Source organism: Pseudoalteromonas sp. P1-11, assembly GCF_001399995.1.
GTDB classification, from domain to species: Bacteria; Pseudomonadota; Gammaproteobacteria; order Enterobacterales; family Alteromonadaceae; genus Pseudoalteromonas; species Pseudoalteromonas atlantica.
Genome location: NZ_LJSP01000003.1, coordinates 401032 through 427183, shown reverse-complemented (window position 1 = coordinate 427183; position 26152 = coordinate 401032). Strand labels below are relative to the sequence as shown.

Genomic DNA, 26152 nt, shown 5'->3' with positions numbered 1-26152 from the left:
ATTGGTTTAGAGTATTTGTTCAAACTTTAATTACACTTTTTTAAGTAACTAATTATTTTTACTTCTATTTTTTATCAAATAATCCTCTATAATCTAACCTAGAAAATAGTGAGGAGTGAGGGTTCAATGCTAAAAAGGAATGTATTTATAACAGCAGCAAAAGGTAATAAATTATTACTGGTTGCCATTATTGTTTTTTTAGTTATAGCATTGCCTTCGGTGTATGTGTTTGAAAAAAAAGTGCGCGCAGAGATATATAACGATGCTCGTAGTGAACTCAGTCGTGAGCTTGAAACAAAAGCCGCGTCTTTAAAAAACCATTTAAACGACAGTATTACCGCTATTCGCTTTTTAAACGCCACTCCACCTATTCAAGGTATATCTAGAGCGACCGACAATCAATTAATCGACCCACTATTACAAACCCCAATTGCTGTATGGCAAGACCGCCTTGCTGATATTTTTAGCGGGTTTATGCAAACCGACGATTCTATTTTGCAAGCACGTTACATTATGCTTGCTGAAAATGGCCAAGAGATCGTACGTGTAGACCGCTTTTTAGGTGACATAATTAGGCTAGAGGGCGCGCAACTGCAAAAAAAAGGCGGGCGAGACTACGTACTTAAAGCCAGTATGCTTGATGAAAAAAGCGTGTATATATCGCCTATTAACTACAACCGCGAAAACGGTGAAATACAAAAACCCTTTGTGAGTACATACCGCGTAGCTAAGCCTGTTTTTGATCATTTAAAGCAAGTGTTTGCAATTTTAGTGACAAACTACTCCGCAGATAAGTTATTTGAAAGTTTAACGTTTGAACTTCCACCTGGGATTAATATTTATTTGCTTAATAATGAAAGCGAATTTTTATACCACCCAAACCCTGATTTACGGTTTGGCTTTGAATTTAACCAAGCCAAAACCTGGAGTGATGAATTTAGCCCCACACAAAACATGAACTCTCACGAAACCTTGTTAATAGGTGATGCGCCAAAACAGTACTTTTTAAATAAACGGGTAAGTTTTGAAGGCGATATTGCCATGCTGCCGTTAGAGATGGCCGTTTCTATTGATTCTGAAACCTTGTTGGAACGCGTTGCAAAAAGGCGCGAAAGTTTTATTGCCATCACCGCCACATTTTTTACCATATTTATAATTATTACGCTCTTATATCAGCGTTATATTAATCGCAAGCTGCTTATACACTCTTTAACAGAGCAAAATAATAAAGTGATTGAAAATTCACTCGACGCTATTTTTACCATAGACAGTGATGAAACCATTATTCACTGTAATCAAACGGCTAAAAAAGTTTTTGCAAGTAGGCTAGGTAATGACAACACCCGCTTTAGTAACTTATTTACTCTTGCAGATGAAGATAAAAACTGCATTAGTGAAACCATAGAGCATGGCTCTAAAATGCCATTTGAAGCAGTTTATACTGGTGATGATGGCAATAAAGAATATTATTCAATCACGCTGACCAGCGTATTTGATGTATTTAGCAACCGTTATCAGGTTGCTGCTATTTTGCGTAATATCAGCTCGTTAAAGCAAACTCAATCACAGTTACAGGGTTTAAATAGCACCTTAGAGTTAAAGGTATCTCAGCGTACTGTTGAACTTGAGCGAGCGATTGACCAAGCCCTTGCCGCAAGCCAAGCAAAAAGTGACTTTGTAGCCAATATTTCCCACGAAATACGCACACCCATGAACGGTGTTTTAGGCATGCTTGAAATGCTAAAAGAAGACAGCCTCACTGAGCAACAGCAACACTATTTAAAATTAGCCAATAGCAGTGCACATTCGTTAATGAGTTTAATTAACGATATTTTAGATTTTTCTAAAATTGAAGCGGGTAAACTAGATATTGATAATCACTCGTTTGATGTTATCTCTGTCTGTAGCGATATGATCAATTCAATTGCGCTGCAGGGCCAACGTAAAGGGTTAGAGGTCTTTTTAAATACCCAAAACGTGGTTGATAGAATGGTTATTGGTGATAGCCATCGCCTTAAGCAAATTTTAATTAATTTAATAAATAATGCGTTTAAGTTTACGCATAAAGGCGAAGTAAGTTTAACCTTAAACTCTAAATACATTACCGACAGTAAAATTTTAATGAGCTTTATAATTAAAGACACCGGTATTGGTATTGCCCCTGAAAACATCGATAAACTGTTCGATGTGTTTACCCAAGAAGATTCAAGCACTACGCGCCATTTTGGTGGCACCGGTTTAGGGTTATCTATATGTAAAAAATTGGCGCAATTAATGGGCGGTAATATCACCCTTAGCAGTGAAAAGGGCGTAGGCAGCACCTTTATTGCCACGGTAGAGTTACATGTGGCGCAACAGCAAAAACTTAATACCGGCATTGAGCTTTCAAAAGAAGTCAGTGTGGCGGCGCTTATTGCGCGCGATAACGTATTTAAAAATGTATGCGGATTATTAACTCAAACCTGTAAAATTCAGCCAAGCCATATTACAAGGCTCGACTACTTTAGTGAACACAGCGAATTTGATGCCGATTTACTGATTATTGATGACGAACACCCGCAAGTTAATGCGCTAATAAGCTACTGCGAAAAGGCAGATAAAAAATATGTGCTTATATTGCGAGACATGGTGGTTAATAAGCAATCTAAAAAGGTGTTTCCTGAGCATAGCCACATTTTGCACAAACCACTTACGCAAGATCAATTTACCTATAAGCTAGGCAGTATTTTTGGCGCTAATAATGAGTTTGTTTTAACCGCGCCTAAACAAGCAAACGACATAGAGCCAGAGCCTGAGTTGTCTAAGTATCATGTATTATTGGTTGACGACAACATGATTAACATTGAGGTAGCGAAGGCTATTTTAAAACGCACAGGGATAAAAATTACCTGTGCAAGTGATGGTATAGAAGCACTCTCTGCCCTTAAATTTAATCAAGAGCAACCGTTTGACTTAATTTTAATGGATTGCCAAATGCCTAACCTAGATGGCTACGATACCACCAGCGAGATAAGAAATGCTAAAGCTGGGGTTGAGTATATTAGCATTCCAATTATTGCCATGACCGCAAGTGCAATGGAAGGCGATAGAGAGCGTTGCATTACCGCCGGCATGAATGATTATATTACCAAGCCAATAAAGCCTAAAACGCTTAAAAATAGGCTACTAACCTGGTTAAACTAAATGAGCTAAGTCAGCAGTTACGCTGCTGACTTACTTGGTTTGGTATCAGTTTGAATAGGTTTAACTAAGCTGGTTACATCGGCTGTATCAAGTACTTTTTGCGTATCAGACCAATGCAACAGCTCTATTTTACCGTTTGGTTGCTCAACTAATGCGGTACAGCTTTCAATCCAATCACCATCATTACAATACACTATGCCATCTACTACTTTAATTTTAGGGTGATGGATGTGTCCGCAAATGATGCCATCGACCTTTTGTTTTTTTGCCTCATGTATAGCGGCATCTTCAAAAGCTGCAATGGCTTCCCGGGCTTTATGAACGCGTGCTTTTATCCATGCAGCAAGAGAATAGTAGTTACCGCCAAACACTTTACGAACTCGGTTAGTCCAACGATTTAAAAACAGCAGTAAGTCGTAACCTGCATCGCCTGCAATACTTATGAGCTTGTTGTAGCGGGTTGCCGAATCAAAGTCATCACCGTGGATCAGTAAAAAGCGCTTATTGGCTTTAGTGGTATGAATAAACTGCTGGTGGACTTCTACACCAAATAAAGTTTGATTTATGTAGTGGCGAAAGGTCTCGTCGTGGTTACCAGGTATGTATATTACACGGGTGCCATCAAGGGCTTTTTGTTGTATACAACTAAGCACTTGGTAATGAGATGGGTGCCAATAAAAACTGCGCTTCATCGACCACAAATCAACAATATCACCCACTAAATAAAGCGTATCGCATTCAATTGAATTTAAAAAATCTAATAAATAGTCGGCTCTACAGTCTTTATACCCTAAGTGTACATCCGATATCCAAACGGCTGGATAATGTTGTTTTTTACGCTGTTGATTGTTTGTCATGTCCGTCATCCATAGTGTAATAATTAAACACTGTAGATAAATCTAATGACACTTATGAGACACTTTAGCGAAGCCTCCATGACAATTTATATCAAACCAGCTAATTAAAGTTTATTGGCTGGGAAGGAGATTAGGTGACTAGCTTTTATATACATTACCATTAAACGCGCATAAAAAAGGCCGCATGTTTAAATGCGGCCTTATAAGTTTGTTTTAAGCGTAGGTGTTATTAACCTTTAACAGCCGCTTTAATAGTCTCTATTGCGGTGTCTAAATCAACCATTAACTTTTCACCGGTGCGGCGATTTTTAAGCTCAACCTTGTTTTCATCAAGGTTACGCTCACCAATCACTAAAGTATAAGGTACACCCATTAATTCCATGTCGTTAAACATAACGCCAGGGCGCTCTTTACGATCATCAAATAAAACATCTAGGCCTGCATCTTTTAAACCTTGGTATAGATTATTAGCAATATCAGGAATACGATGCGACTTATGCATGTTCATTGGCACAATAGCTAAATCAAATGGGGCAATAGATTGTGGCCAAATAATACCGTAATCATCATTATTTTGCTCAATAGCCGCTGCCACAATGCGCGAAACACCAATACCGTAACAACCCATAGTCATTACTTGGTTTTTACCCGACTCGCTAAGTACGCCTGCTTTCATGGCTTCTGAGTACTTAGTACCAAGTTGGAAAATATGACCAACTTCAATACCGCGTTTAATTTGTAAAGTGCCTTGTCCACACGGGCTCGGATCGCCTTCAACAATGTTACGAATATCAGCAACTTGATATTCTTTAACATCGCGATCCCAGTTAATTCCGCTAAAGTGCTCGTTATCTTTATTAGCACCGGCAACAAAATCTGCCATTACATTAGCGGTTCTGTCTACAATAATTGGCATTGATAAACCCACCGGGCCAAGTGAACCAGGCTTTGCACCAATAGCCGCAACAATGTCAGCCTCAGTGGCCATTTCAAGTGGAGAGTCTACAAGTGGGTGCTTTTCAGCCTTTAATTCGTTTAACTCGTGATCGCCTCGTAGTACAAGCGCAACTAAATCACGTTGTTCGTTTTCATCAGGCGTACCGTAAACAATTAATGTTTTAACACCGCGGTGTGGTTTAACGCCGTAGTGCTTTTTAAGCTCGCTAATTGTTTTAGCATCTGGTGTAGGAAACGCTTTAAGCTCTTTAGATGGCTCAGGACGACTTTGAGTTGGAGCTAACGCTTCTGCTTTTTCGATGTTAGCTGCATAATCGCTTGCATCACTAAAGGCAATCGCGTCTTCACCTGATTCAGCAAGTACATGAAACTCATGTGATAAGCTACCACCAATAGAGCCTGTATCAGCAAGTACAGGGCGGTATTCTAAGTTTAAGCGTTCAAAAATATTACAGTACGCTTTGTGCATTACTTTATATGTGGCATCTAAACACGCTTCACTTAAATGAAATGAATACGCATCTTTCATCGTAAATTCACGTGCACGCATTACACCAAAGCGTGGGCGTCTTTCATCGCGCACTTTAGTTTGTACTTGGTACAAAGTAACAGGCAGTTGTTTATAGCTGCTAATCTCTTTACGAACAAAATCTGTAATTACTTCTTCATGCGTAGGACCTAGCGCAAACTCACGGTTATGGCGGTCGTTAAAGCGAACAAGTTCAGGACCAAATTGCTCCCAACGGCCAGACTCTTGCCATAAATCAGCAGGTTGAATAACCGGCATCAACATTTCTATTGCGCCTGCTTTATCCATTTCTTCACGAACAATATTTTCTACTTTACGAAGCACGCGTAAACCAGAGGGTAACCATGTATATAAACCCGAAGCGACGCGACGGATCATACCGGCTCTAAGCATTAATTGATGCGAAACAATTTCAGCATCTGATGGCGTTTCTTTAAGTGTTGCGAGTATATATTGACTGGTACGCATGATTTTTCCGAAATTAAGTAATATGTTCTTTTTAATAGGGCGCTAAGTTTACCAGCGCTTGCTTTTACACTAAAGCGCTAACTGCACTTTTTAGTTATTTTCTATACTTGTTACTAAGTTATGCTCGCCGTTAACCTGCCAGCGTATATTATAATTATACAGTGTCATACCATAACTTTGCTCGCCTTGTTTTTGTTTTTTATAGGCAGGGCGTGGGTCTTGTTTTAGTACATTAGCAATAAAATCTTCAAGCTCAGGGTAGTGTGTTTGCTTGGCAATAAAATCAATTGCCTCGGGTGAAAACGCGACACTCATTTGTGTTTCTGGTCGGGTATCGGCAAAACCGGCACTGGCGTCGTGCATTGCATCTGAATACGGTAAGTAAGGCTTTATATCCACAATAGGCGTGCCATCGAGTAAATCTATACCAGCAAGCAGTAAACTAAGTTGGCCGTTTTTATACTCAACACCTTCAAGTTTTACAGCGCTCATCCCAATGGCATTGGGTCTAAATGTGGCGCGCGTTGCAAAAACGCCTTTGCGCTCATTGCCGCCTAAACGTGGTGGGCGCACCATAGCTGAATAGCCTTTATCGGCGGTTTCATGAAACCTAAATAACAGCCAAATATGGCTAAATTCTTCAATACCTCGCACAAATTCTTCACGATTAAACTCAGCAGTAAAAATAAGTTTGGCTTTAGCTTGAGGCACTAAACGTGGCTGCCTTGGTATTGCAAACTTTTGTTTATAAGGGGATTGAATGTGGCCAACAGCCGAAATGCTATAATCGCTCATAATGCTCAGTTAACTAAAAAATAGGGCGCTATTCTACCTCTATTTAGTATTTATAGCAGTACAGTTAATGCGTTATATTTTAGACTAGCTGGTTTAATCGTGTATTAGACTAAGCGGTTTAAAATATAGCGATTAGTGTTTATACCAATTTGCTTAATTAAGTTTATCTATTTTGAGGCTTGAGCGACACGTTTAGCGCCGCGATATGATTAGCTATTATTACGGATGGATATTATGTATAAGCAACAAAAAGGTGAGCACATGGCTCACCCTTAAGTGTTTTAAATGCTAATTAAAACATGTATTGAATTGATACTGATGCAACATCCATTTCTGGGTCAATTTCATCATCTAGTTCGTAGCGTTCGTACTCTAAACGCATTTGAACATTGCTAGAAAACGCATATTGAATACCCGCGCCGTAAAACACGTCGCCGCCGTCTTGTGATGCTGAAATGCTACCAACAGGAAGCTCTTGCTCTACATCTGCATCCCATTCAAACCAACCACCTTTAGCATATACTGAAAAGCTTTCAGAAAGCGGAGCCGCTAAAATAGCTGCTAATGACACACCATCAACTTCTGCTTTGCTGTCGATGTCGCTCACTTCATCAAAGTTTTGATAAGCTAACTCAACGCTGAAGTGTTCGTTAAATTGTGTACCAATGTAACCTTTTAGCATTTGTGCATCGTCATCAAATTCAGTGTCGTTTTCGCTGTCTTCAAATTCAAATGAGTATTGGCCATAACCAACACCTGTATAAATGCGAGGAGAATCAAAATCCGTAATGTCAGCGTGTGCTGCAGAGTTAAAACCCAGTGTTGCTAAAGCAATTGCAGAAAGAGAAAGTGTTTTAATCATTGTATAGCTCCTTTAAAAAAATAATAAATGTTTGATTTAACTTATCAAACGACAATTAGTTATTTGCAGTGAGCATGCCAACAATAGGCTGTGGTTACAAAATAGCCGTAAAAACGACTTATACGGCATTTTTACGGCTATTTTGTATTTTTTATAAGCAGGGTGAACTTTTTTAGTTTTTTGTTTTCTAAGTAAAGGTTGTACCTTTTACACGGTCTATGTGAATTTTACATTGTACTTTTATACTTTATGAAGCAAATTTTCTGTCTCAATTGCAATTTGTTTCATTTTAATAGCGTAGTTTTCCAATTTAATATCTTCTTCTGTTTGTGCTTTAAAAGCAGGAACCTCTACCGGGTAACCTGTTTCGTCCATTGCTACAAAGCTAATAACACAGTGGTTTGTTTCTACCATGTTTTGAGTTTTAGGATCGCCACACCGTACCTGAATAAATATCTGCATACTTGTTGAGCCTGTATGCGCAATTTTTGCTTCAACTTCGACAATTTGCCCAACCAAAATAGGGCGTCTAAATTTAACCCCAGCAACAGAAACAGTAACACAATAATGCCCACTCCAACCTGCAGCGCAGGCATAACCCGCTTGGTCAATCCACTTCATGACCACACCACCATGAACCTTCCCACCAAAATTTACATCGGTAGGCTCTGCTAAAAAACGAAATACAACATTTGACGACGGCATATTAAATACTCACTTTATGAAACTTACCTATGAGCATACCGTAAAAAAGGGGCCGAAGCCCCTGCAATTTAGGATAGGTTTATAATTTATATGTAAAAGATAGGTTTTTAATGCACCTTTGTGCATAAAATAGTTACATATTAGGGTAGTTTGGCCCGCCAGCGCCTTCGGGTGTTACCCAAGTAATGTTTTGGCTTGGGTCTTTTATGTCGCAGGTTTTACAATGCACACAGTTTTGAGCATTAATCACAAACTGATCTTCACCTTCAATTTGTTGCACTTCATATACCCCTGCAGGGCAATAGCGCTGTGCGGGCTCGTCAAACTTTACTAAATTAACCGCAATAGGAATGGCGGGATCTTTAAGCTTTAAATGGCAAGGCTGCGACTCTTCATGATTAGTATTAGATAAAAACACACTAGAGAGTTTATCAAAGCTAAGTAGGCCATCAGGCTTAGGGTAGTCAATGTGAGGGCTGTTAGCTGCATCTTTTAGCGTATCGTAATCGGGCGTGTTGTCTTTAAAGGTAAAGGGCAGTGCACCGTTGAAGATGTTTTGATCAAGGGTATTATACGCACCCCCAGCAAACTTACCTAATGTATGCATAGCGGGGCCAAAATTACGCGATTGGTAAAGCTCTTTATAAGCCCATGAATTTTCAAACGCGTTTTTATAATCGGCTAAATCAGTATTAGCTTGGCCATTTTGGAGTGCTTTAAAAATAACTTCTGCCGCCACCATGCCCGATTTCATTGCGGTATGGTTACCTTTAATTTTGGCAAAATTGAGCGTACCGGCATCGCAACCTATTAATAAGCCACCAGCAAAATGCATTTTAGGCAGCGAGTGAAGGCCGCCTTTTGCAATTGCACGGGCGCCATAGGCAATGCGTTCACCCCCTTCAAGGGTTTGCTTAAAAACAGGGTGGTGTTTCATTCGTTGAAACTCATCAAACGGACTTAAATGCGGGTTAGAATAATTTAAATCAACAATTAACCCTACAACCACTTGATTGTTATCGCAGTGATACATAAAAGAGCCGCCATTGGTATCGCCACTTAGCGGCCAGCCAGTACCATGCACTACTTTACCTTGCTGGTGCTTACTGGCATCTATTTGCCAAATCTCTTTAAAGCCTAAGCCATAGTGCTGTGGTGACACATCTTTATCAAGCGCAAACTCGTTGATAAGCTGCTTACCTAAATGGCCGCGACACCCCTCAGCAAATACAGTGTATTTAGCGCGAAGTATCATACCTGGCATATAACCATCTTTTTCATTGCCGTCTTTATCAACGCCCATATCGCCCGTAATAATGCCTTTAACGGTGTCTTGCTCAATAATTAAAGAGTGAGCGCTAAAGCCTGGGAATATTTCAACGCCTAAATTTTCAGCTTGCTCGGCAAGCCATCGGCACACATTGCCCATAGAAACAATGTAATTACCTTCATTATGAAATGTTTTAGGGGTCGCAAAGCGAGGGAGAGTAGTGGCTTTTTCGCTGTTATTAAACCAATAAATTTCATCCTGTGTCACTTGTGTAGTGACGGGAGCGCCAAGCTCTTGCCAGTTAGGCAAAAGCTCATCTAAGGCTTTGGTTTCAAATACCGCACCTGAAAGAATATGCGCGCCTACCTCGGAGCCTTTTTCTACTACACAGATAGTTTGTTCTTGTTGTTTTTCTTGCGCTAGCTGTGCGAGCTTAATTGCACTGGCAAGGCCCGCTGGGCCCGCACCTACAATAACTACATCAAATTCCATGGTTTCACGTTCGACCATAATAACCTCTTAATCAATGACGGGCTTAGCTAAATTAGATAAGCAATGCAGCCTTTTTAATACTTGCACATTAAATGTTACAGGCTATGAATACTTTAAGGTTATTTTAGGTTGACGTTTACGTCAACAGGAAGTAGTCTGAATTCATAAAATAAATAGGTTGACGTACACGTTAGCTTGTAGGTTTAAATATAGATGGAGTTCCTATGAAAGTTCTCGTTCCAATAAAAAGAGTGATCGATTACAACGTTAAAGCACGCGTAAAGGCTGATAACAGCGACGTTGACTTAGCAAATGTAAAAATGGCAATGAACCCATTTTGTGAAATTGCGATAGAAGAAGCCATTCGATTAAAAGAAGCGGGCACAGCAACTGAGGTTATAGCGGTAACAATTGGTGCAAAAGCAGCGCAAGAGCAGCTACGCACCGCTCTTGCATTAGGTGCAGATAAAGCCATTCACATCGAAACCGATGAAAAACTAGAATCGCTGCACATTGCTAAATTATTAGCAAAATTAGTTGAGCAAGAAGCCCCAGAACTGGTTATTTTAGGCAAGCAATCTATTGACTCAGACAACAACCAAACAGGCCAAATGCTGGCGGCTTTAACTAAGCGCGGCCAAGGTACGTTTGCCTCTAAGGTGGATATAAACGGTAACACAGTGAATGTAACCCGTGAGGTAGATGGTGGCTTACAAACTGTTGCACTAAAACTGCCCGCTATTGTAACTACCGATTTACGCTTAAACGAGCCTCGCTATGCATCGCTGCCAAATATAATGAAAGCAAAGCGTAAACCACTTGATGTAATAGCAGCAGATTCGTTAGGTGTTGATTTAACACCCCGCGTACAGCTAATAAAAGTAGAAGAGCCGGCTAAGCGCAGTGGCGGTATTATTGTTGAAGATGTAGCCCAGCTGGTAGAGAAACTTAAAACAGAGGCAAAGGTGATTTAAATGAAAACACTTGTAATTGCAGAGCACGATAACGGTGCTCTAAAACCAGAAACCTCAAAAACAATCAATGCGGCAAGTAAATTAGGCTTTGATATAGATGTACTTATTGCGGGTTTAAATGTAGGCGCAATGAGCGAACAGGTTGCCGGTATTGAAGGTGTAACAACTGTACTCACTGCCGATAATGCACTTTATCAGCATCAGTTAGCTGAAAATATGGCCGAGCTTGTTTTAGCTATTGCCGATAATTATACGCATATTGTTGCCAGTGCAACCACCACAGGTAAAAACTTTATGCCTCGCGTTGCAGCGCTTTTAGATGTAGCGCAAGTGTCAGAAATAATAGAAGTAATAGATAGCGATACATTTAAACGGCCCATTTACGCCGGTAATGCAATTGCCACGGTTAAATCGCTTGATAGTAAAAAAGTGATCACCGTACGAGCGAGTAGTTTTGACTTACAAAACCAACAATCACCTGCCAGCATAAATGCATTAGATACGCTAAGTGATATCCAATTAAGTGACTTTGTAAGTGTTGAACAAACCGAGTCAGAGCGTCCTGAGCTAACTGCAGCAGAGGTAGTTATATCAGGTGGTCGTGGCATGCAAAATGGTGAAAACTTTGCCTTATTAAACGGTATTGCTGACAAGTTAGGCGCTGCAATTGGTGCGTCTCGTGCTGCCGTTGATGCAGGCTTTGTACCTAACGATATGCAAGTAGGGCAAACAGGTAAAATAGTGGCGCCTAATCTGTATATTGCCGTGGGCATAAGTGGTGCTATTCAACATTTAGCAGGTATGAAAGACTCAAAAGTTATTGTAGCGATTAATAAAGACCCAGACGCACCTATATTTCAGGTGGCAGATTACGGCCTGGTTGCTGATTTATTTGAGGTATTACCGCAACTTGAAAACGCGCTATAAACATATTCTGGTTGTAAAGCCGCGGTGAACTTAGGTTCCTGCGGCTTTTTTTATTCCACCTCAAGCATAGAATAATGATGCGCTGACAAAGTATCTAAAACACGCTTATCTTTTAATAAATTGAGCAGCAGCTCTGTTTGCTCTACAGAGCGGCTCGATTGACTATTTACCAATAAAATTAGGGGGCGAACAAACGTATACTCACCATTTTTAATAGTTTCATCTGAAACGTTAACGCCATTGATACCGAGTAAATTTATTTTATTTATTTTTTTAGAGCCAAGCAGCTGCGAGACTGCACCGTAAGAGTCAAAAGCAATGGCATTGGGCATGCGTTGTACTATGCCAAGGGCTTGGTTAAATTCGTCATACATTTGCACTTCCATTTTAGGAAATAACCCGTGGTTACCTGCCTGCTTTAGTTTAATTGTATTACCATTTGGAACCCGCATAAAAGATAGGTTTAAAAACTCCAATAAAATATCAAATGTGCCATGGTTATAGGCCTTACTAAACAGAAGGATTTTATTATCTCTTTGTGTCTCTGGTTTATAATTTGGGTTAACTTCTTGCCACGTTTTATATTTTCCCGCGTAAATGTCGCTGAGCTGCTCTACGCTTAGCGAATCAATGTTATTTTTTTTGTTAGTAAAAAATACCAGCGCATCTTGCGCAATAACAATTTGACGTACATGAGGGTATTGCTCTTGCTCTTCATTGGTTAAATAGCGTGATGCTGTACCAATATCAATAATGTTTTGTGCTATGGCTTTAATGCCTTTAGTACTGCCCATAGAGCGGACTTGCATGGCCGTATTAGTTTGCTCTTCATAGTTGGGCTTTAATAAAAGCAACAGGTGCGAGACCGAAGAAGAGCCGCCAATAAGTAAAGGCTTGTGATCGGGGGCAATATCAGAAACTGATGTTGCAACGTTAGAGGAAGAAAGCAGTACGGTGGCTGCCAAAATAAGTTTTTTTATCATGCTATTAGCCAAATAACGAATACGTTATAAAACTATAGTTCAAAATTTATAAATCTCTAATTTATAAACAGTATTTTACAAAGCCATAATTAAAAATAACAGACATTAAAAAGCCAGCAAAAAAGCTGGCTTTTAAAATCAATTAATTTGATTAGTAGGTTGCGCTGCCTTTAGTACGAGGGAAGGCAATCACATCACGTACGTTGCCCATACCTGTAACATAAGCAACTAGGCGTTCAAAACCTAAACCAAAGCCAGAGTGTGGCACGCTACCGTATTTACGTAAATCGCGGTACCAGCTGTAATCTTCTTTGTTTAAGCCCATTTCATCTAAACGCGCATCAAGCACATCAAGGCGCTCTTCACGTTGTGAACCACCAATAATTTCACCAATTCCTGGTGCTACAACGTCCATAGCGGCAACGGTTTTACCGTCTTCGTTTTGGCGCATGTAAAACGCTTTAATATCGCGCGGGTAGTTTTTAATAACAACCGGTGCTTTAAAGTGCTCTTCAGCTAAGTAGCGCTCGTGCTCAGATTGTAAATCTACACCCCATTCAACGGCGTACTCAAACTTTTTACCACATGATTTAAGTATTTCTACGGCGTCAGTGTAATCAACTTGGGCGAAGTCTTTTTCTACAAACTCTTCTAAACGGCTAATCGCTGTTTTTTCGATACGTTGTGCAAAAAATTCCATATCGTCACGGCGCTCTTCAAGCACCGCTTTAAATACGTACTTAAGCATGTTTTCAGCAAGTTTTGCAATATCTTCTAAATCAGCAAATGCTACTTCAGGTTCAACCATCCAAAACTCAGCTAAGTGACGAGACGTGTTTGAGTTTTCTGCACGGAATGTTGGGCCAAAGGTGTAAATTTTTGACATAGCCGATGCGTATGTTTCACCATTTAGCTGGCCAGATACCGTTAAAAAGGCTTCTTTACCAAAAAAGTCTTCGCTGTAATCAACGTCGCCTTTATCAGTGCGTGGCAAGTTTTGCATATCAAGTGTTGATACGCGGAACATTTCACCTGCGCCTTCACAGTCACTGGCTGTGATGATTGGGGTACTGATCCAGTAAAAGCCTTGCTCGTGGTAAAAACGGTGAATAGCTTGTGCTAAACAGTTACGCACACGTGTTACTGCACCTATCATGTTTGTACGTGGGCGAAGGTGAGCGTGCTCACGTAAATACTCAATGCTGTGGCGCTTAGCAGCCATAGGGTATGAATCTGGGTTTTCTACCCAACCTAAAACTGTGACAGAATTAGCTTGAATTTCAAATGACTGACCTTTACCTGCAGATTGCACTAACACACCAGTAACCGACACAGAACAACCGGCTGTTAAGCTAGTAACTTCATCATAATTATTTAGTGAATTAGGAACTACCGCTTGAATAGGATCAAAACACGAACCGTCATGAACGGCTAAAAATGATATTCCTGCTTTTGAATCGCGGCGTGTACGGATCCAGCCTTTTACTGTTACTTGGCTGTCTACCGCAACATTGCCTTTTAATAGCTCTGAAATCGCTAAATGGCTCATCTTCACTCCAATGATATAAGTTGCCTAACTGTATAATATTAACTACTCAACGCAGCGGTTAAATTTAGTGCGTTGAACTTGAACCGTGTATCTTACCTAGTTAAATAAAATAAAAAAACTATTGTGAGCAACTCTTTAAAAGTTTTTATGCAAGTGGGTTACTTTTAAAGCGTTTTTTGCTTTAAATTACCACTATTGTTATTTGGTGCTCTGAAATTTAGTGATTTTGTGGCATTATTACTGCGTGTTGACTCTACGGATTGAAATTAGCCAACCTTAAGGCTATTCAATCAACGAGCAAAATTTGTAAGCTAGTGGGCGCGCTAACTGCTTCAGCGTTATTCTAATGGCTTACAATGATGAAATAATAAGTAACAATTAAGCCGGTAAATCAGCACATCATAATTTTAACTATTTAATATTTACCATTACCCAGAAATGGATGCTATGAAACAAGTTTTTATTTTAAGAGGGCTACCAGGAAGTGGTAAGTCTTACTATGCACAAACCCTAGCCGATGAGCTTGGTGGAGTAGATACAAGCCAGTATTTAATATGTTCAACCGATGACTACTTTGTCAATGAACAGGGCGAGTATCACTTTGATAAATTTAAACTACCGCAATATCATAATTTAAATTTAGCGCGCTTTATAAATGCTTTAGCGCAAAATATTCCGCTTGTAATTGTTGATAACACCAATATAAAAAAATGGGAGTTTATTGCGTACTCTCAAGCAGCACATGCACTTGGTTATCAAGTTAAAGAAGTTATTGTTGGTGAAGTAAAAGACAAGTCTATGCAGCATTTATACGCTAAGCGCAACACGCATAACGTGCCTTTAAAAACCATTAGTAAAATGGCGTACATGTTTGAGTGGTAGGTGAGTGTTACTTATGGGTTATTTAAGCTTTATTAAAGCGCTTAAATCACATTGAGTAATGGCATCTAGATGAGCAGTGATTTTTTCATTGCTCCAATCCCACCAAGCTATATCTAATAACGTATTTATTGTGTTGCTATCAAATCTGGGCTTAATTACCCTTGCCGGATTACCACCTACCACGCTATAAGGGGGTACATCGCAGGTAACCACCGATTTACTTGCAATGATAGAGCCACTGCCAATATTTACCCCTGGCATTATGGTTGCATCATAACCAATCCATACATCGTGACCGATAACCGTATTGCCTTTAAAGGGTAACTCGCCAGCCTGCGGGGCCGATTTTTCCCAGCCGTTGCCAAATATAAAAAATGGATAGGTAGAAACCCCCGCGGTTTGATGATTAGCGCCGTTCATTATAAAGGTCACGTTTTTAGCTATGGCGCAAAACTTTCCAATAAGGGTCTGTTTACCTTTCAGGATTAAAATTTGTTCAAACTAGTGGCAATTTAATCGCGGCGCGAGGTTTGTGACCTAGTGGGCTAAGTGAAAACGGAGCAACAAAGAGTTAATTGCCCCTAGGCAGAACCCTTCGGGCAGTGCGTGTTTGGTCTTTATACTGCGTTATCGCCTATTTATGTGAAATAACCACACTACATAGGCTCTGCCTTGTCTAAAAACCAAACACACTACTGCAAATTTAATCTCGAAAGATAAACAGACCCTCTCGATCACCAATAAAATCGAAATGGTAAAGGACATTTTTTTCGAAGTTTTCAGGGCCGTCAGGATCGTCGTAATAGGTATAATCACCCACCACTATATTAGGCGAGGTAATAAAGTTTTTTAAAAAGCCAACCTGAGGAAAGCCCTCAACAGGGGCAGGGTTATTTGGATTAGGGCCCTGTTTAGACATAGCTACCTCATAGTTTAATTATTGTTTTTTATACACAGCCAGCGGGTGAGTAGTAACAATAGATACATGAACGCTGTCACCCGGATTAACCACAACCTCGTGGCTTACACGGCTAGTAACGAGCGTATTACAGCTTAATTTAACCGCACATAAACGGCTGCCACCTTCAAAGCGTACCCAAACAACTTCACCGTTAGGTTGATTTAAGTTTTGAATAAGCTGTACATCGTCAGGGCGAAGCAACACATCTACATCGCCACTGTCGCAGTCTATACCTTGGCCTGGTGCTACGCCAATACTGGTGGTTGCTTGGCCATTTTCAAACTGCCCAGCAATAAAGCTTGCCTCACCTAAAAAGCGTGCTACAAAGCGGTTGTTTGGCATGCTAAAGCATTGTTCAGGGCTGTCGAGCTGTTGTATTTTACCGTTTTGTAATACACCTACACGGTCACCTACCGAAAGCGCTTCTTCTTGGTCGTGAGTAACCCACACGGCAGGCACTCCCGCTTCTTTTAGGGCGTTTCTTATATCCCAGCGCAGCATATCTTTTAATGCGGCATCAAGGTTAGAAAGGGGTTCATCAAGTAACACAAAATCTGGCTGGTGAGCAAGTGTACGCGCAAGTGCTACGCGCTGTTTTTGACCGCCAGAGAGGGTGGCTGGCTTTTTTGCTCTAAAATCATTTAGACCAAGTAGTTTAATCCAATGATCGGCAATGGCGGTGTCTTTTAATCTAAAACAAATGTTTTGCTCAACCGTTAAATGAGGAAACAATGCAAAATCTTGAAACACCATACCAACACTGCGTTTTTCAGGGGGCACATTACGTTTTGGCGTTGCGCACCATTTGCCTACGTTTATTTCACCCTCACTAATGGGGATAAGCCCAGCAAGTGCTTGCAATATTGTACTTTTACCGCAGCCCGTAGGGCCTACTAGCATGAGAATTTCATTTTCACCTAACGATATATTTAAATCGCTTACTACACGGTTACTGCCGTAATCTATAGACAACTGGCTTACAGATAGCATTTGTTTTTAAATCCTCAATGTTCGAGTTGGTTACGTTTTTCGCCAGACATCATAATAGCTAAGCCACAGGCAGAAATCACCACTAACAATAAGCCGGGAATGGCAGCACGGCCAAAATAACCGGCTTCGTAAACACGCCATAAATAGGTTGAAAGGGTTTCAAACCCGGTTGGGCCTAGCAATAGCGTTGCTTCAAGCTCGCGCATTGATTCTAAAAATACCAATGCAGCACCGGCAATAATACCACGCATTGTTAGCGGCAGGGTAATGCGAGTAAAGGCTTCACGCGGGCTTGCGCCTAATACGCGCGCCGACTTTATTAAGCTTTGATCTAAATGCTCTGTACTGGTGCGAATAGAGCCAACTGCAAGCGGTAAAAATCGTAGCATGTAAGCAATAATCAGAAGCGCTAATGTTTGATATAAAAACGGGAGTTGCAAGCCGCCATATACCAGCGCGGTGCCCATCACAATACCAGGAATACCAAAACCAAAATAGGTAACACGCTCCATTATTCTGCCGGCTTTTCCGCTTAATGCGGCATGAGCAACAGGAATAGCCACAATAACCGCCACTATGGCAGCAATGGCTGAGGCATACGCTGAGTTCCACGCTATGCTAAAGTCAAAATTACTGTAACCATCGCGTGCTAGCCAAACAAAAAATATCGCCAGCGGTAAACCAATAGCTAACAATAAAATAGGGCCAAACGCAGCAATCATTGCGGTTATTTGCCATTTAGTTGGAAATAAAACCAGTGGGCGACCGTGTCGTTCAGAGGCGGTTTTTATTTGTGATTCTATTAAAAGTAAAAAGCCAACAATAACCATTAATTGCAGCGACAACATCGCCGCGCGCCCTAATGCAAACGCATTGTATTCTACGTAAATTACCCGGGTAAAGGTATCTAGTCGCATCATTGCGGGTGTACCAAAGTCTGAAAGTGTATACAGCGCCACTAATAATGAGCCCGCTGCAATACCGTTAACTACACGGGGTAAAATTACTTTAAACACACTTTGTGTCATCGACATACCCAAGGTACGCGCTGCATTTACCATGCTGGCATCTAAGCTGAGCAATGACGAGCGTGTGGTCATCATTACAAAAGGGAAGGTATACAAGGTCATTACAATGGCTGCACCGCTTAACCCGTACATGGGTGGGGTTTCAAAGCCAAGTAGGTTATTTATTTCACCCCCTGGGCCAAACGCAGCGTACAAAGTAAATGCGCCAATATAACTTGGAATAGCCAAGGGCGCGGCAAAAATCACCAGCCATATTTTTTTAAAAGGCAAATGCACATAAGCACTTATAAAAGCCAGCGGTACCCCAATCAGAATTGAGCCTAATACGGTTAAGCCCATTAGCGATAACGTATTGCCCAGTATTTTTAAATTATGACTGTCAAAAAGGGTACTGGAGTCGCTAGCAAGGGTAATTAAAATATAAACAGGGGTAATCGTAATGAGCGCTGCAAGCAGCGCCATTGGGTAAGAAGCAGGTATTCGCATTTATAAAACGCCGTTGTTGCGCATCAAGTTGATGGTGGGGCGTAAATCCGCAAGCTGAGTTAAATCAACCTTTGGTGGAGATATGTCACTCAGCGACGGTAAGCCTGCCGGTTGAGTAATGCCATTAACAAGCGGTATTTCATACGCTTCTCGGGCTAAATAACCTTGTACTTCTTCGCTTAATAAGTAACGCATAAAGTTAGTAGCAAGTGGGTCATCGTTTAGCGTTAAAATACCCGAGGCATTGACTAAACAACCTGCATCTTGCTCGGTAAAGGCTAAGTCTAATTTAGCATCTGGTTTACCCGATTTAAGACGCAGCGTGTAGTAGTGATTAGCAAAACCAATATCTACTTCACCACGTTCTACCGCCATTACAACACCGAGTTCACCGGCGTATGTTTTAGCGCGCTTTTTAACTTTTTTAAGCCATTTAGCGGTTTTATCATCGCCTTCTAAAATACGCATAGCGGTAACAAACGATTGAAACGATGCATAAGCAGGGGCCCAACCAATTGATAAATCGCTATCTGCAATGTCCATTATGCTTGTTGGAATTTGATCTTTGGTTAAACGCGATGTGTTATACGGCAAGGTTCTGATCCGACCGGTAACCGGCGCCCATTGATCGTATCTAAATTGCGGTTGTAACTGTGCAGATAAATCACTCGGTAGGGGCTTTGCAAGGCCTGCATCGGTAACTAGGCCAATAGCGCCTGAGTCAACCGCCCAAAATAAATCGGCGCGGCGTACACCTGCCTTTGCCTCTGCCACAATAGTATTGGCAAGTGCAGCAGTCGGGCCGCGGCGAATAGCTAAGTTAAAGTCAGGATTTTTTTTCTGAATCGCTTGCAATACATTTTCATACAAACCACCTTCACCACGACCTAGGTATAAGGTTAAATCACCTTTAAGCTTTGGTAAATTATCAACAGAAACTGGGTTTGCTATATCGGCAGCTAGTGCGCGAGAAAGGGGCAGTGGCAAAGCGCCAACAACCCCTAACGCAGCTAGGCCTTGTATAAAGGTCCTACGCTTCACTTAAAAAACATCCTTACGCGACTTCTCCGCTTTTTCTATTAGCGTTTTAGCGCGGTCTAATTTAGTGTGCATATCACTTACCACGTCACGTACTTCGTCAACGCTTTTAGCGCTTTTAATTGTTTGCGGTAGTGTTACGTTAAAATCTTTTTCCAGCACTTCTACTAGTTTTGCATCTTGTTCGATAAGCGTACCTTCTACGCCTTCAAAAAGGTGTAAATACGTATCGTGAACAATTTCAGTGGCTTCTTCGTTTAAGCGCTCTGCAAATTTAGCAACAACACGGTCAAGCTTGTGCTTGATTTCGTCAATGGTGGCACTTTGGGTCATGCCTTCTGTAGCAGTGGCTTTAACTGTATTAAGTAAGCCTTTTTGCTGGAATTTTGCCGCAAGCTTAACAGCACCAAGACCTTGCCACAAGGCTATGTTCATGGCTTTTTGCTGATTGCGCACTTCTTGGGCAGGCTTGTTGTTATCAATGGCCATTTTTACACCATAAATACCTTGCCAAATAGAGGCATATACAGGCACAAAGTTAGTTTCAATAGCGCTGTGAAACTTAACCGACTCCCAATATTCAATTAAATCGTCGCTGTTTACAGCCTTTGCACCGATTTTGCTGTAGTCAGTTACCATGGTGTCTACTTTACCAACCATCCATTCAACTTCTTCTGAATAGTCTTTAATGTTTTCTTGTAAATGGTTTACGTGTTCACCAATTGGGCCGTTAGCTAGCGCCGGTTGCGTTACAAAAGCAGAAGCTAACAATAAGCTTGCACCTAATGTTTTTACAGATTTAGAAAGGTGTTTCATAGTAAAGAGTCCGAAAAGGTAATTGTAAATGATAGACATTATCATATCCGTAATGTTTACTAAAATCAATATAACAAATACGTCAATGCAAAGCTCAAAACCTGAGCAAAATTAATACCTAACAGGCAAATAATGACTATGCCTCTTAGGTATAATTTAACGCTTAGCAGTAATGCTTACCTGCAATTGCAGTGTAAATGGCATCACATAAGGTTTTTATACTGGCTGAGTCACTTATATACGGGGGCATTAGGTAAATAAGTTTACCAAAGGGTCTAATCCATACGCCTTGTTCTACAAAAAAGGCTTGAATTTTAGCAACATCTACATTGCCAGCATCATCAGTTAGCTCTACAACACCTATTGCGCCTAAGGTACGCACATTGGCTACCGCATCTAATTCATTGCACTTTTTAAGCTGTTGTAGTTGAGTGTTTATATCGCTAATGCGTTGTTGCCAATCCTGCGCCAAAAGTAAATCTATACTGGCGCACGCAACCGCACAGGCAAGCGGGTTGCCCATAAATGTAGGTCCGTGCATCAAAACGCCGGCTTCGCCTTCACTAATGCCTATGGCTATTTTATCACTGGTTAGTGTGGCCGAAAGGGTCATTGAGCCTCCGGTGAGGGCTTTACCTATACATAAAATATCGGGCTCTATATTAGCGTGCTCTACAGCAAATAATTTACCTGTGCGGCCAAACCCTGTGGCTATTTCATCACAAATCAGTAATACATTATATTGCGTGCATAATTTACGAACGCAGGCTAAATACGCGGGGTGATAAAAGTTCATACCGCCGGCGTTTTGCACTATGGGCTCAATAATAAAGGCGGCAACCTCGTGGTGGTGCGTTTTAAAGTATTGTTCCAGCGTTTGGGCTTCTGCTTGGTTAAACTCGCCATCAAATTTACTCACAGGAGCGGGTACAAACACATGCTCTGGTAAAAAACCTTTATACAAACTGTGCATAGAATTAACCGGATCGCACACGCTCATAGCGGCAAATGTATCACCATGATAACCCTTATACGGCGTCATTAATTTTTGCTTGTTTGTAAGCCCTTGGCTTAACCAATATTGCAGCGCCATTTTAATCGCTACTTCTACACTTACCGAGCCGCTATCGGCTAAAAACACCTTAGTTAAACTTTTTGGGGTAATTGTAATAAGCCTTTTACACAGCTCTACCGCGCTATTATGGGTAATGCCGCCAAACATTACATGGCTCATACTATTAATTTGTTCAATCATGGCGTTATTTAATACCGGATGATTATAGCCATGAATTGCGCTCCACCATGAGGCCATGCCATCAATTAGTTGCTCGCCGGTTTCTAGGTAAATTAAATTATGATTTGCATGAGTAACAGGGTAAACCGGGATAGGCTGTGTCATTGATGTGTAAGGGTGCCAAATATGGTCACGATCAAAATCAAGGTCAATCGTTTGTTTTTTATTCATATGTAAACTTTAACGTGGTGGGTTTCGTTGACAATGGTACTTCAAGACGTAGACTAATCCAACATCACCACTGAGAAAAATAAGAGACTACTATGGAACTTGCACCTGTTCGCCATGATTGGACCCACGCCCAAGTAAAGGCATTATTTGAAATGCCATTTAACGATTTATTATTTAAAGCGGCATCGGTTCATCGCGCTAATTTTAATCCTAACGAAGTACAAATATCTACTTTATTATCTATAAAAACAGGGGCTTGCCCAGAGGATTGTAAATACTGTCCGCAATCGGGGCATTATAAAACCGATTTAGAGCGCGAGCGCCTACTAGAAGTAGAAAAAGTGGTAGAGCAAGCACGCCTAGCTAAACAAAAAGGCGCAACCCGTTTTTGTATGGGCGCAGCATGGTCAGATCCAAAAGACAGAGACATGCCGTATATTTCTAAAATGGTAAAAGAAGTAAAAGAACTTGGCCTAGAAACCTGTATGACGCTTGGTAAACTTACCAACGAAAAAGCACATGAACTAAGTAGTGCAGGGCTTGATTACTACAATCATAACCTTGACACTTCGCCTGAATATTACGAGCAAATTATATCAACGCGTACCTTTGAAGACAGATTAAACACCATAGATCACGTACGCGATGCCGGCATGAAAGTATGCTCAGGCGGTATTGTCGGTATGGGCGAGCAATCAAGCGACCGTTACGGTTTATTAATGCAGCTGGCAAATTTACCACAACAGCCTGAAAGCGTACCTATTAATATGTTGGTAAAAGTAAAAGGCACACCGCTTGAAAACGTAGACGATTTAGATCATTTTGAATTTATACGCACCATAGCTACCGCCCGTATTATGATGCCACACAGCTATGTGCGTTTATCAGCAGGTCGCAGCGCGATGAACGAGCAAATGCAATCAATGTGTTTTTTTGCAGGCGCTAACTCAATATTTTATGGTGATAAGCTACTCACAACCGAAAACCCAGAGGCCGATGCCGACATGAAGCTAATTAAAAAATTAGGCATGAACCCAGAAAAACACCAAGACTACTCAGACGAAGCCGTTGCCGCATCGCTGTCATCGCAAGTGGCCGATAAAGCAACGTCAGCCTTATTTTACGAAGCCTAAGCTTACCTTTTATGCCATTTGAATTTTTAAATACGCATTTGCAGCAACAACAGCAACATGCGTTATTGCGTAAACGCCATGTGGTGCAGCGCGCCACAGCACGTACCATTACGGTAAATAACGCAACGTACCTTAATTTTGCCAGTAATGATTACCTAGGCTTTGGTGATTGCAGTATTAACCTTGAGCAAAACAACGTACTCGGTAGCCACAGCTCACCTTTAGTTACTGGGTATCAGGCGCAGCAACAACAGCTAGAGCAATACTTATGTAGTGCGCTTGGTTACGAGGCAGGCATGTTGTTTAACTCGGGGTTTAGTGCAAATAGCAGTGTAATTAAAGCGCTGTTTAACGATAAAAGTGCTGCGCAAAACAGTGCTATTTTTCAAGATAAACTCAACCACGCCAGTTTGATTGACGGCGCAATGCACTCAAATGCCGCATTGATCCGCTTTAACCATAATGATTTAAAGCATTTACGTTCGCGGCTCGAAAAATCAAAAGCACACAATAAGCTAATTATTAGCGAAGGGGTGTTTTCGATGGATGGCGACACCGCCCCCATAAAAGAGCTGCTTGCTTTAGCTAAAGAGCACAATGCCTGGCTTATGATTGATGATGCACATGGTTTTGGCGCACTAGGTAAAACCGGTTTAGGTAGCTGTGAGGCATTATTAGATGAGGGCTTAGCACTTCCCGATATACTGGTTATTACCTTTGGAAAAGCAGTAGCAAGTAGCGGGGCCTGTGTATTAGCAAATAACCAATTTATTAATTACATGCTGCAGTTTAACCGCGACTACACGTATTCAACCGCTATATCGCCGCTTATGGCAGCGCTTACGCTTACGCGCTTGCAAGCCATTAAACGTGCAGATAATAAACGCGATCAGCTAAGTAGTAACATTGCTTTTTTTAAGCAGCTTTGTAAACAACACGCTATTGCGGTAATGGAGTCAAACACCGCTATTCAGCCCATTGTGCTTGGCTGCGCAGAGCAAACGTTACACGCAGCACAAAGCCTTAAACAGCAGGGTATTTGGCTAACCGCTATTCGCCCACCCACGGTTGCGCATAATACCGCGCGGTTACGTGTAACCTTAACAGCGGCGCATACCCATGCAGATATAACAGCACTTGTTGAGCACTTAAAAGGCGCAATAGCATGATTGCGCAGGCTTTAGCTCATACCCACAGCAAGCAGGCTTTAAATAAAAAGCCCGCGCTTTTACCTATAAATGGGGCTTCACAAAAGCGTGCGCTTATACAAAGTGCTGAGCAAGTACGCCCCCATACAGCGCTTAAAAAGGGAGCGAGTGATAAGTTTTCTAAAGCAGCTGAGCAATACAACAGCCATGCCAATGTACAAAAACAGGCAGCAAGCGATTTATTTAAATTAATAAACTCCCAGTCGCACAACCAAAGTAAATGCTGTGTAGATTTAGGAGCTGGCCCACTGGTTAATACCTCGCAGCTAAGCAAACAATACGGCCAAGTAATCGCGATAGATTTAAGCTTAAACATGCTTAAAAGCGCTGCATTAACTAACCCCAAAATTTGCGCCGATATGGATAACCTGCCGCTACAAGCAAGCAGTATTGACGCTATATTTAGTAATTTTGCAGTGCAGTGGTCGGCTAATTTTGAAAAATTAATGCAGGCGCTTTATAAAAGCTTAAAGCCTGGCGGGCAGGCTTATATAAGTACCGTAGTGGCGGGTTCGCTTAACGAAATTAAAACAGCGTTTGCAGCGCTTGATAACCGCAGCCATATAAATACCTTTAATACACACGCTTATATAAACCAGTCGGTCCAAAATGCGGGGTTTAGTATTAATAGCTCGCAAAAAGTAATTTATACCGATTGTTATTCAAGCCCGTTAAAAGCCATTAAATCTATTAAAGCCATTGGTGCTACAACGCAAAATCATGCTAATTCGCGCCAAGGGTTATTAACTAAGTCGGCGCTACAACGGGTATGCAATGCGTATCCGCTTTTAAACAATCAAGCGTGTGTATCTTACCATGTGGTATTGTTATCATTACAAAAAAGCCATGAGTAGCTAATATTAAAATTAATCAAGGCAGTAAAATGAAAGAATTTTTTATTACCGGTACCGACACCGACGCCGGAAAAACCCACGTGACTAGTTTGCTATTAAAGCTACTTGCCCAACATAAAAAAAACGCAATTGGCTTTAAGCCACTTGCCGCAGGCTGCGAAATGGCGTTTGATCAGCTAGTAAACGCCGATGCACTAATGCTAATGGAAAGCGCCACGGTCAGTGCCAAATACGATGTAATAAACCCCTTTGCCTTTGCGCCGCCTATTGCGCCGCACATAGCCGCAGAGCAAGTAGGGGTTAATATTACGCTCGATAAACTAAGCACAGCGTACTCAACACTTAAACAACAAGGTGCCGATTACCACCTAACCGAAGGCGCTGGTGGCTGGGCACTGCCAATTAATAATGCCGATTATTTATACGACTGGGTTAAGGCCGAGCAACTACCCGTAATTTTAGTAGTAGGCATGAAACTAGGCTGTTTAAACCATGCTTTACTCACCGCTGCCCATATGCAAAGTTTAGGCATTAACTGTGTAGGCTGGATTGCCAACCAAGTAGACTCAAATATGGACGAATACCAAGCTAACCTTGATTCGTTAAAAGCACGCTTGCCATTTCCTATTTTGGCTATAAGCCCATACAGCGAGCAAACCCCTAAACTGCAAATATACAAAACCTTGCTTAATACCCTCAATATACAGAGCTAATTGTGGCTGCTTTGCGTTTTTAAATGC

At 41.2% G+C, this 26152-nt stretch carries 22 protein-coding genes and 1 pseudogene; 8 read left to right on the top strand and 15 right to left on the bottom strand.

Annotation, left to right across the window (positions count from 1 at the left end):
- The first annotated feature begins 126 nt into the window (after positions 1-126).
- The gene (locus AN390_RS07620) at positions 127-3183 is read left to right on the top strand and encodes an ATP-binding protein (RefSeq protein ID WP_055253672.1); all 3057 of its coding nucleotides are present in this window, start codon (positions 127-129) and stop codon (positions 3181-3183) included.
- A 17-nt stretch (positions 3184-3200) separates the two neighbouring features.
- Here the strand turns inward: AN390_RS07620 and AN390_RS07615 are convergent, their stop codons facing one another.
- The 6 genes from AN390_RS07615 to AN390_RS07590 form a co-directional block, all read right to left on the bottom strand.
- On the bottom strand, positions 3201-4040 hold the full coding sequence (locus tag AN390_RS07615) for a UDP-2,3-diacylglucosamine diphosphatase (protein ID WP_029773612.1): 840 nt from the start codon (positions 4038-4040) through the stop codon (positions 3201-3203).
- 229 nt (positions 4041-4269) lie between these two features.
- On the bottom strand, positions 4270-5994 hold the full coding sequence (locus AN390_RS07610; protein WP_055253671.1) for a proline--tRNA ligase: 1725 nt from the start codon (positions 5992-5994) through the stop codon (positions 4270-4272).
- 90 nt (positions 5995-6084) lie between these two features.
- Positions 6085-6789: a tRNA (N6-threonylcarbamoyladenosine(37)-N6)-methyltransferase TrmO gene (gene tsaA / locus AN390_RS07605; RefSeq protein WP_029773613.1), complete on the bottom strand. Its 705-nt coding sequence runs from the start codon at positions 6787-6789 to the stop codon at positions 6085-6087.
- A gap of 292 nt (positions 6790-7081) precedes the next feature.
- Positions 7082-7651: an outer membrane beta-barrel protein gene (locus tag AN390_RS07600; RefSeq protein ID WP_024033565.1), complete on the bottom strand. Its 570-nt coding sequence runs from the start codon at positions 7649-7651 to the stop codon at positions 7082-7084.
- A gap of 240 nt (positions 7652-7891) precedes the next feature.
- Entirely contained in the window at positions 7892-8356 is a 465-nt protein-coding gene (locus AN390_RS07595; protein WP_004586653.1) for an acyl-CoA thioesterase, read from the bottom strand.
- A gap of 133 nt (positions 8357-8489) precedes the next feature.
- On the bottom strand, positions 8490-10136 hold the full coding sequence (locus AN390_RS07590; protein WP_055253669.1) for an electron transfer flavoprotein-ubiquinone oxidoreductase: 1647 nt from the start codon (positions 10134-10136) through the stop codon (positions 8490-8492).
- A gap of 206 nt (positions 10137-10342) precedes the next feature.
- On the opposite strand from AN390_RS07590, the gene AN390_RS07585 reads away from it, so the two are divergent.
- Both AN390_RS07585 and AN390_RS07580 read left to right on the top strand, forming a co-directional pair.
- Positions 10343-11092 (top strand): electron transfer flavoprotein subunit beta/FixA family protein, encoded by a 750-nt coding sequence (locus tag AN390_RS07585; protein ID WP_004586651.1) that lies wholly within the window; start codon positions 10343-10345, stop codon positions 11090-11092.
- Positions 11093-12019 (top strand): electron transfer flavoprotein subunit alpha/FixB family protein, encoded by a 927-nt coding sequence (locus tag AN390_RS07580; protein WP_055253667.1) that lies wholly within the window; start codon positions 11093-11095, stop codon positions 12017-12019.
- 50 nt (positions 12020-12069) lie between these two features.
- Here AN390_RS07580 and AN390_RS07575 read toward each other — a convergent pair whose 3' ends face one another.
- Both AN390_RS07575 and asnS read right to left on the bottom strand, forming a co-directional pair.
- Positions 12070-13002 (bottom strand): PstS family phosphate ABC transporter substrate-binding protein, encoded by a 933-nt coding sequence (locus AN390_RS07575; RefSeq protein WP_055253666.1) that lies wholly within the window; start codon positions 13000-13002, stop codon positions 12070-12072.
- A gap of 151 nt (positions 13003-13153) precedes the next feature.
- Positions 13154-14551: an asparagine--tRNA ligase gene (asnS, locus tag AN390_RS07570; protein ID WP_024033570.1), complete on the bottom strand. Its 1398-nt coding sequence runs from the start codon at positions 14549-14551 to the stop codon at positions 13154-13156.
- Positions 14552-14998: 447 nt separating this feature from the next.
- Here asnS and AN390_RS07565 point away from each other — a divergent pair, with 447 nt between their 5' ends.
- Positions 14999-15433: an ATP-binding protein gene (locus AN390_RS07565; protein WP_004586647.1), complete on the top strand. Its 435-nt coding sequence runs from the start codon at positions 14999-15001 to the stop codon at positions 15431-15433.
- 18 nt (positions 15434-15451) lie between these two features.
- Here AN390_RS07565 and AN390_RS07560 read toward each other — a convergent pair.
- The 7 genes and pseudogenes from AN390_RS07560 to bioA form a co-directional block, all read right to left on the bottom strand.
- Positions 15452-15910 (bottom strand): annotated as a pseudogene (locus tag AN390_RS07560) (CatB-related O-acetyltransferase); the annotation flags it as partial.
- Positions 15911-16136: 226 nt separating this feature from the next.
- Complete coding sequence (locus AN390_RS07555; protein ID WP_055253664.1) at positions 16137-16352, bottom strand: hypothetical protein; 216 nt, start codon at positions 16350-16352, stop codon at positions 16137-16139.
- Between the two features lie 18 nt (positions 16353-16370).
- Positions 16371-17384 carry an ABC transporter ATP-binding protein gene (locus AN390_RS07550; protein ID WP_055253662.1) on the bottom strand — a complete coding sequence of 338 codons (1014 nt, stop codon included), beginning with the start codon at positions 17382-17384 and terminating at the stop codon, positions 16371-16373.
- A 14-nt stretch (positions 17385-17398) separates the two neighbouring features.
- A complete protein-coding gene (locus AN390_RS07545) occupies positions 17399-18898 on the bottom strand; it encodes an iron ABC transporter permease (RefSeq protein ID WP_054982544.1) in 1500 nt (499 codons plus the stop codon).
- Complete coding sequence (locus AN390_RS07540; RefSeq protein ID WP_004586642.1) at positions 18899-19939, bottom strand: extracellular solute-binding protein; 1041 nt, start codon at positions 19937-19939, stop codon at positions 18899-18901.
- A complete protein-coding gene (locus AN390_RS07535) occupies positions 19940-20752 on the bottom strand; it encodes a hypothetical protein (RefSeq protein ID WP_055253660.1) in 813 nt (270 codons plus the stop codon).
- Between the two features lie 163 nt (positions 20753-20915).
- Positions 20916-22217, bottom strand: a complete 1302-nt coding sequence (bioA, locus tag AN390_RS07530; protein WP_055253658.1) for an adenosylmethionine--8-amino-7-oxononanoate transaminase — start codon at positions 22215-22217, stop codon at positions 20916-20918.
- Between the two features lie 92 nt (positions 22218-22309).
- Here bioA and bioB point away from each other — a divergent pair, with 92 nt between their 5' ends.
- Genes bioB through bioD form a run of 4 tightly spaced genes read left to right on the top strand, consistent with a single transcriptional unit; the run spans position 22310 to position 26125 of the window.
- The gene (bioB, locus tag AN390_RS07525; protein ID WP_055253656.1) at positions 22310-23350 is read left to right on the top strand and encodes a biotin synthase BioB; all 1041 of its coding nucleotides are present in this window, start codon (positions 22310-22312) and stop codon (positions 23348-23350) included.
- An 11-nt stretch (positions 23351-23361) separates the two neighbouring features.
- Positions 23362-24519, top strand: a complete 1158-nt coding sequence (locus AN390_RS07520) for an 8-amino-7-oxononanoate synthase (protein ID WP_055253654.1) — start codon at positions 23362-23364, stop codon at positions 24517-24519.
- Positions 24516-25412 carry a methyltransferase domain-containing protein gene (locus tag AN390_RS07515; RefSeq protein WP_095206737.1) on the top strand — a complete coding sequence of 299 codons (897 nt, stop codon included), beginning with the start codon at positions 24516-24518 and terminating at the stop codon, positions 25410-25412. The genes AN390_RS07520 and AN390_RS07515 overlap by 4 nt, the downstream gene beginning before the upstream one ends.
- 29 nt (positions 25413-25441) lie before the next feature.
- On the top strand, positions 25442-26125 hold the full coding sequence (gene bioD / locus AN390_RS07510; RefSeq protein ID WP_055253652.1) for a dethiobiotin synthase: 684 nt from the start codon (positions 25442-25444) through the stop codon (positions 26123-26125).
- Positions 26126-26152 lie beyond the last annotated feature (27 nt).

Bases quoted from the DNA above. Each gene is read 5' to 3' on its own strand.
- bioB (WP_055253656.1), top strand. From the start codon at position 22,310: ATGGAACTTGCACCTGTTCGCCATGATTGGACCCACGCCCAAGTAAAG.
- AN390_RS07615 (WP_029773612.1), bottom strand. From the start codon at position 4,040: ATGACAAACAATCAACAGCGTAAAAAACAACATTATCCAGCCGTTTGG.
- AN390_RS07515 (WP_095206737.1), top strand. From the start codon at position 24,516: ATGATTGCGCAGGCTTTAGCTCATACCCACAGCAAGCAGGCTTTAAAT.
- AN390_RS07590 (WP_055253669.1), bottom strand. From the start codon at position 10,136: ATGGTCGAACGTGAAACCATGGAATTTGATGTAGTTATTGTAGGTGCG.
- AN390_RS07575 (WP_055253666.1), bottom strand. From the start codon at position 13,002: ATGATAAAAAAACTTATTTTGGCAGCCACCGTACTGCTTTCTTCCTCT.
- bioD (WP_055253652.1), top strand. From the start codon at position 25,442: ATGAAAGAATTTTTTATTACCGGTACCGACACCGACGCCGGAAAAACC.
- AN390_RS07555 (WP_055253664.1), bottom strand. From the start codon at position 16,352: ATGTCTAAACAGGGCCCTAATCCAAATAACCCTGCCCCTGTTGAGGGC.
- AN390_RS07580 (WP_055253667.1), top strand. From the start codon at position 11,093: ATGAAAACACTTGTAATTGCAGAGCACGATAACGGTGCTCTAAAACCA.
- AN390_RS07610 (WP_055253671.1), bottom strand. From the start codon at position 5,994: ATGCGTACCAGTCAATATATACTCGCAACACTTAAAGAAACGCCATCA.
- AN390_RS07545 (WP_054982544.1), bottom strand. From the start codon at position 18,898: ATGCGAATACCTGCTTCTTACCCAATGGCGCTGCTTGCAGCGCTCATT.
- AN390_RS07595 (WP_004586653.1), bottom strand. From the start codon at position 8,356: ATGCCGTCGTCAAATGTTGTATTTCGTTTTTTAGCAGAGCCTACCGAT.
- AN390_RS07585 (WP_004586651.1), top strand. From the start codon at position 10,343: ATGAAAGTTCTCGTTCCAATAAAAAGAGTGATCGATTACAACGTTAAA.
- tsaA (WP_029773613.1), bottom strand. From the start codon at position 6,789: ATGAGCGATTATAGCATTTCGGCTGTTGGCCACATTCAATCCCCTTAT.
- AN390_RS07620 (WP_055253672.1), top strand. From the start codon at position 127: ATGCTAAAAAGGAATGTATTTATAACAGCAGCAAAAGGTAATAAATTA.
- AN390_RS07600 (WP_024033565.1), bottom strand. From the start codon at position 7,651: ATGATTAAAACACTTTCTCTTTCTGCAATTGCTTTAGCAACACTGGGT.
- AN390_RS07550 (WP_055253662.1), bottom strand. From the start codon at position 17,384: ATGCTATCTGTAAGCCAGTTGTCTATAGATTACGGCAGTAACCGTGTA.
- bioA (WP_055253658.1), bottom strand. From the start codon at position 22,217: ATGAATAAAAAACAAACGATTGACCTTGATTTTGATCGTGACCATATT.
- AN390_RS07535 (WP_055253660.1), bottom strand. From the start codon at position 20,752: ATGAAACACCTTTCTAAATCTGTAAAAACATTAGGTGCAAGCTTATTG.
- AN390_RS07520 (WP_055253654.1), top strand. From the start codon at position 23,362: ATGCCATTTGAATTTTTAAATACGCATTTGCAGCAACAACAGCAACAT.
- asnS (WP_024033570.1), bottom strand. From the start codon at position 14,551: ATGAGCCATTTAGCGATTTCAGAGCTATTAAAAGGCAATGTTGCGGTA.
- AN390_RS07565 (WP_004586647.1), top strand. From the start codon at position 14,999: ATGAAACAAGTTTTTATTTTAAGAGGGCTACCAGGAAGTGGTAAGTCT.